General features: G+C 64.3%; 5 protein-coding genes and 1 pseudogene. 5 read left to right on the top strand and 1 reads right to left on the bottom strand.

All coding sequences use genetic code 11. The annotated features are described in order from the left end of the window. Window positions 1–162 precede the first annotated feature (162 nt). The 5 genes and pseudogenes from ATB98_RS30635 to ATB98_RS08290 all read left to right on the top strand — a co-directional run. Window positions 163–267, top strand: a pseudogene (locus tag ATB98_RS30635) (IS30 family transposase); the annotation flags it as partial. A gap of 201 nt (window positions 268–468) precedes the next feature. Next, window positions 469–1,965 carry a sugar ABC transporter ATP-binding protein gene (locus tag ATB98_RS08305; protein ID WP_066871808.1) on the top strand — a complete coding sequence of 499 codons (1,497 nt, stop codon included), beginning with the start codon at window positions 469–471 and terminating at the stop codon, window positions 1,963–1,965. Window positions 1,966–1,981: 16 nt separating this feature from the next. Further along, complete coding sequence (locus ATB98_RS08300) at window positions 1,982–3,040, top strand: ABC transporter permease (RefSeq protein WP_066871804.1); 1,059 nt, start codon at window positions 1,982–1,984, stop codon at window positions 3,038–3,040. Between the two features lie 46 nt (window positions 3,041–3,086). Then, window positions 3,087–4,187: an ABC transporter substrate-binding protein gene (locus ATB98_RS08295; protein WP_066871801.1), complete on the top strand. Its 1,101-nt coding sequence runs from the start codon at window positions 3,087–3,089 to the stop codon at window positions 4,185–4,187. Window positions 4,188–4,297: 110 nt separating this feature from the next. Next, on the top strand, window positions 4,298–4,729 hold the full coding sequence (locus tag ATB98_RS08290) for an aminotransferase class V-fold PLP-dependent enzyme (RefSeq protein ID WP_234781890.1): 432 nt from the start codon (window positions 4,298–4,300) through the stop codon (window positions 4,727–4,729). Between the two features lie 6 nt (window positions 4,730–4,735). Here ATB98_RS08290 and ATB98_RS08285 read toward each other — a convergent pair whose 3' ends face one another. Then, window positions 4,736–5,773 (bottom strand): LacI family DNA-binding transcriptional regulator, encoded by a 1,038-nt coding sequence (locus tag ATB98_RS08285; protein ID WP_066871797.1) that lies wholly within the window; start codon window positions 5,771–5,773, stop codon window positions 4,736–4,738. Window positions 5,774–6,000 lie beyond the last annotated feature (227 nt).

Below are 6,000 nucleotides of genomic sequence, written 5' to 3'. Positions count from 1 at the left end.
TTGCAAACGCAGTAATCAGGAATAGGATGATGTCGCATTTCTAAGTTGACTACTTTGTCTCATCTTTAAATAGCTGTGACAGAGCGTGTAGCGGGGTGGGTTCAAGGATGAAGTGCGACTTGCGATAGATACCAATGGGTTATCACTCGCAAGGAATGGCTGATGAGACGCACCTACTCCCAGATTGATATGGATGAACGTCGCAGGATCGCTCGCTGGCGAGCAGCCGGCCTCAGCGCCACCGTCAGCGTCACACGCGCAAGTCGCAGTTCGGCATGAACTCACACGGGGTACATTCTATTTCCAAGTTGATGAAGCCCCCTGCGTCGGGCTCGGGTGGATGTTATCGATAACATAGAAAATATCCTGTTGCCGGCAAGCGCAAAAAAGAAACCTCCAATCGAGCGTTGACAGAATTGTTATCGATAACATAAGCTCCTCCTCAATCTACGCTTTTGGGAGGAGCGCATGGATGGTCAGAAGCTCTTGGAATTCCGTTCGATCACCAAGGAGTTCGGCGGCACCCGGGCCCTGTCGCAGGTCTCGCTCGACCTCGAGGCCGGGGAAATCCTGGCACTTCTCGGAGAGAATGGCGCCGGCAAATCGACGCTGATCAAGACGCTTGCGGGCATCTACCGGCCGGATGGCGGCGAGATCCGGTTCCGCGGCGAGCCCTATGTCAACCAGCCGCCGAAGCCGAACAAGCGCCAGCCGGTCGCCTTCATCCACCAGGATCTCGGCCTCATCGAATGGATGACGGTTGCCGAGAATGTCGGCCTGGCGCAGGGCTTCTCGATGCGAAGCCGGCTGATCGACTGGCGGCGCACGGAGGAGCGGGCGCGCGCGGCCCTGCGTCTCGTCGGCTGCGATTTCGATCCCTCGACCCGCGTCCAGGCGCTGACCCGCACGGAAAAGTCGCTGGTGGCGATCGCCCGCGCCCTGGCCGTCGAGGCCGATGTGCTGGTGCTCGACGAGCCGACGGCAAGCCTGCCGGCAGACGAGGTGGAGCGGCTCTTCAATGCCATACGGCCGCTGAAGGAGCGCGGCGTCGCCATGATCTACGTCTCGCATCGGCTCGATGAGATCTTCCGGATCGCCGACCGGGTCGCGGTGCTGCGCGACGGCCGGCTCGTCGGTCAGAAGCCGGTCGCCCGGACGACGCCGGACGAGCTCATCGAAATGATCGTCGGGCGCAAGGCCGACCAGCTCTTCGTCAAGGCGGAGAGCAAGCCCGGCGAAGCGATCGTCAGCGTCCGGCAACTCGCCTGCCAGGGCGTCGGGCCCGTCTCCTTCGACGTGCTCGAGGGCGAGCTCATCGGCCTCGTCGGCCTGCGCGGCGCCGGCCAGGAACTGGTCGGGCGCGCCCTCTTCGGCTGCCAGCCGTTTTCCGGAACGGTGACGATCGGCGGTGAGCAACCGGACCTGTCGAGCCCCGAGGCGGCGATGCGCTCCGGCGTCGGCCTGATCGCCCGCGACCGCACGGAAGAATCGGTCGCCATGTCGCTGTCGCTGCGCGAGAACACCTTCCTCAATCCACAAGCCTCGGGCCGTGGCCTGTTTTCGGTCCTTGCACCCTCGAAGGAGGCGGCGCTCGCGGAGGCGATCGGCGAAAGCGTCGGCCTGAGGCCGAACGACCAGAGTCTGCCGATCGAGGCGCTTTCCGGCGGCAACCAGCAGAAGGTCGTGGTCGGCCGCTGGCTCGCGACCGGCCGCAGGCTCCTCGTCGCCGAGGATCCGACCGCCGGCGTCGACGTCGGCGCCAAGGCCGACATTTACCGGCTGATCGCCCGCGCGCTCGAGGCGGGTCTCGCCGTCATCGTCGTCTCGACCGATTTCGAGGAAATCGCCCATATCTGCCATCGCGCCCTGGTCTTTTCGCGCGGACGCATCGTCCGCGAGCTCAAGGGCGAAGAACTGACGACCTCGGCGGTGATCGCCGCCGCCTCGGCCTCCGAAGCGGCTTAAGTTCCGGGAGAAGAAAATGCAGTCGATCGAATCCACCGCGCTTGAACCGACCCGCGGCGAGCTTGCCGGCCTCAATCCGGCGCAGAAGCTCATCCGCTTCCTGCCGGTTTACGGCCTCGTCATCCTGACGCTCTTGCTGATTGTCCTGTTCTCGCTGCTCCTGCCGCAGACCTTTCCGACGGTCCTCAACGTCCGCTCGATCATCTCCGACAAGGCGATCATCGCCATCCTGTCGCTGGCGGCGATGATCCCGATGGCCGCGGGACGCATCGACCTGACGGTCGGCTACGGCATCGTGCTCTGGCACATCCTGGCGATCAGCCTGCAGACGATGTTCGGCGTGCCCTGGCCGCTCGCCGTGCTGATCGTGCTCGTGCTCGGCGCCCTCACCGGCTTCCTGAACGGGCTGCTCGTCGAGGTGGCGCGGATCGACTCCTTCATCGCCACGCTCGGCACTGGAACCATCCTCTATGCGCTGGCGCTCTGGCACACCGGCGGCCGGCAGGTGGTCGGCGTCCTGCCGGATGGTTTCTATGCGTTGAACGGCACCATGGTGCTCGGCCTGCCGATCACCGGCTTCTATGTCCTGGTGCTGGCATTGGCGATGTGGCTCGTCCTCGAATATCTGCCGATCGGCCGCTATGTCTACGCGATCGGTGCCAACCCCAAGGCGGCGGCCCTGAACGGTATTCCGGTGCGCCGCTTCGTCATCGGTGCCTTCGTCTCCTCGGGCACGCTGGCGGCGCTTGCCGGCGTGCTGCTCGCCTCGAAGCTCCGGATCGGCCAGGCGAGTGTCGGCCTCGAATATCTGCTTCCCGCCCTCGTCGGCGCCTTCCTCGGCTCGACCACAATCAAGCCAGGTCGCGTCAATGTCTGGGGCACGATGATCGGCGTGATCATCCTGGCGGTCGGCATCTCCGGCATCCAGCAATTCGGCGGGTCGTTCTTCGTGGAACCGCTGTTCAACGGCGTCACGCTGCTCGTCGCGATCGGCATTGCCGGCTACGCACAGCGGAGGAAAGGCACGGTCACGCGCAAAGCAGCCCCCGCGCTGCAGCCGGCCGGAACGAAGTGAATTCCAGGAATCTGCATCCATAACGAACCCAAGGGAGGAAGGGTATATGAAGCGCAGGACTTTCATGACAGGCACGGCGGCGGCAATCGCGCTGATGAGCGCCAATGTTGCGCTTGCCGATCCGATGGCCGATGCCGAGGCGATCGTCACGAAATACGCCAACAAGGTTAGCACCTGGGACGGCCCGACATCGGGCCCGAAGGCCCAGGAGGGCAAGACCATCGTGGTGCTCGCCGGCGACCTGAAGAACGGCGGCATCCTCGGCGTCACCACCGGCGTCGAAGAGGCCGCCGCGGCGATCGGCTGGGAGGTGAAGGTGATCGACGGCGCCGGCTCGATCGGCGGCCGCACGGCGGCCTTCGGACAGGCGATGGCGCTGAAGCCGGCCGGCATCATCATCAACGGCTTCGACGCCGTCGAACAGGCGCCGGCGCTGGAACAGGCCAGGGCGGCCGGCATCCCGCTCGTTGCCTGGCATGCCGGGCCGGTGATCGGCCCGGACGAGAAGACCGGGCTCTTCGCCAATGTCAGCACCGACGCGATGGAAGTGTCGAAGGCGGCCGCAAACTGGGCCTTCGTCGACGCCAAGGGCAAGCCGGGCGTGGTGATCTTCACCGACTCGACCTATGCGATCGCGATCGCCAAGGCCGACAAGATGAAGGCGGAGATCGAGGCGCTCGGCGGCAAGGTGCTCGAATATGTCGACACGCCGATCGCCGAGACGTCGCAGCGCATGCCGCAGCTGACGACATCGCTGCTGCAGAAATACGGCGACCAGTGGACCCATTCGCTGGCGATCAACGACCTCTATTTCGACTTCATGGGACCGTCGCTCGCCGCCGCCGGCAAGGGCGGCACCGATGCACCGATCAACGTCGCGGCCGGCGACGGTTCGGAATCGGCCTATCAGCGCATCCGCGCCGGCCAGTTCCAGAAGGTGACGGTCGCCGAGCCCTTGAACCTGCAGGGCTGGCAGCTGGTCGACGAGCTGAACCGCGCCTTCGCCGGCGAAAAGTGGTCGGGCTACCTGTCGCCGCTGCACGTTGTGACCGCTGACAATGTCGAGTTCGACGGCGGCCCCAAGAACACATTCGATCCCGATAACGGCTATCGCGATCAGTACAGGAAGCTCTGGGGCAAGATGTAATCTCCCGGGACTGGGGCACCGCGAATGGTGCCCCATTTTTTGTGAGCCCCGCCGACCCGCCATCCTTCTGCAGGCAATTTCGGTGCCCATCACGCAGGATTTTTGGGCGATTGCTTGCCCCCTTCGACCGGCCGGCCCTGCAAATCGACAAGTTCGACCACTGGAACCTCGGCACCTACAATTCGGCGCTACAGGCGGGGATCGCGCCCGCCATCGCATTCCACAAACTGATCGGCGCGGAGAAGATGCACGCGCGGTTGCGCGAACTGACCCGCTACTGGATATCGCTCGCGCGTGACATTCCGGGTTTCAGGCTGCACACGGCCACCGATACCGATAGTCTCGGCGCAATCGCCCTGTTCGCGATCGACGGTCGGGACATGGAGAAGCTCGAGCGCGATCTTCGCGAGAAGCACCAGGTCCATGTGAAGTACCGCAAGGTCGAGCACATGGAGGGCCTGCGGGTGTCGCCGCATGTCTACATGCGGAAGGGTGAGCTCGACGGTTTCGTCGGAGCGCTGCGAAATGCCTTGAGTGATTGACGGAGGTCAGGCGCCTTGCGGGCGGCCCAGCGCTATCGTCGTATTGCCTTGCACCAGCTTCAACCTCGCCTGCCAGGCGTCGGGCACCCCCTCCCCTCCAATCATCCGCAACAGCGCCTGTGCGGCCTTCTCGCCAATCTCCGCCCGCGGTACGTCGATAGTGGTGAGCCGCGTCCGGACCGCGTTGGCGAGCGACGTGCCGTTGAAGCCGACGACGGAGATGCGTTCGGGGACCGGAAAACCGGCTTCGTGCAGATGGGAGAGACCGCCGAGCGCCATGGCGTCGTTGAGAAAGTGCACGGCTTCGATCCCGGGATGGTCCCGCAGCAGCTGCTCCGTCAGGTAACGCCCGGTGACCGCCTGTCGCGGCCTCTCTTCGCAGGTCACGGTGATGAGATCGATGCCCGCGGCGGCCAGCGACGACTTCAGCGCCAGATAACGGCGGCGGGCGCAGAGGTCCTTGTCTAGCTCGGCGCCGACATAGGCGATGCGCCGCATCCCGCGCTCGAGGAAGTGGTTGGCAACCAGCCGACCGGCTTCCTCGTGCGATGGACCGGCGCTGAAATCCAGCGCGCGCCTGTCGCAATCCCAGAGCTGGATCGCCGGGCAGTTCCGCCGGGCCAACAGCTTCGCCGCGTCGGCGCTGCGGGCGATGCCGCCGTTCAGCAGGATCCCGGCCGGCCGGAACGACAGCATGGCGCGGATCAGTTCGGTTTCGGTCGCCGGGTCGAAGAGCGATTCGCCGATGAAGGTCTGCAATCCCTGCGGCCGCAGCGTTGAATTGATGCCGCTCAGCACTTCGGAAAACACGATGTCGCTGATCGATGGAATGATCACCGCGACCATCCGGCTCTTGCGGGAACTCAGCGACCCGGCAAGATTGTTCGGCAGATAGCCGAGTTCCTCGGCGGCTTGCTTCACCCTCCGGCGGGTTTCCTCCGAAATCGTCCCCGCGCCGCGCAGGACCTTGGAAACGGTCATCGTGCTCACACCGGCCCTGATTGCCACATCTCGCAGCGTCGTCACCTTTCCGCGCAGACTCACCCTGCTCTCCTTTACCGTCACCGTTCGTTTACGGATTGACGAGCTTCGCTGTTATCGATAACATCCCTTTAAGTTAACGATAACCTTCGGCGTCTTTCAAGAGAAATAGCCGGCTGATCGAGATGATTTGGTTTGCGGGCCCGGCGCGCGGCGCATGCCCGCGAGAACGCGCATCTGCGCTCGGCGAACGAGAGGCGGCAAGGGCAAGGTTCGGTCAAAAACCCGCG

It is taken from the genome of Sinorhizobium saheli, from assembly GCF_001651875.1.
Taxonomy (GTDB): domain Bacteria; phylum Pseudomonadota; class Alphaproteobacteria; order Rhizobiales; family Rhizobiaceae; genus Sinorhizobium; species Sinorhizobium saheli.
Note: the sequence above shows the minus strand (reverse complement) of the source record. Positions and strands in the feature narration are given on the sequence as shown.

Bases quoted from the DNA above. Each gene is read 5' to 3' on its own strand.
- ATB98_RS08300 (WP_066871804.1), top strand. From the start codon at position 1,982: ATGCAGTCGATCGAATCCACCGCGCTTGAACCGACCCGCGGCGAGCTT.
- ATB98_RS08295 (WP_066871801.1), top strand. From the start codon at position 3,087: ATGAAGCGCAGGACTTTCATGACAGGCACGGCGGCGGCAATCGCGCTG.
- ATB98_RS08305 (WP_066871808.1), top strand. From the start codon at position 469: ATGGATGGTCAGAAGCTCTTGGAATTCCGTTCGATCACCAAGGAGTTC.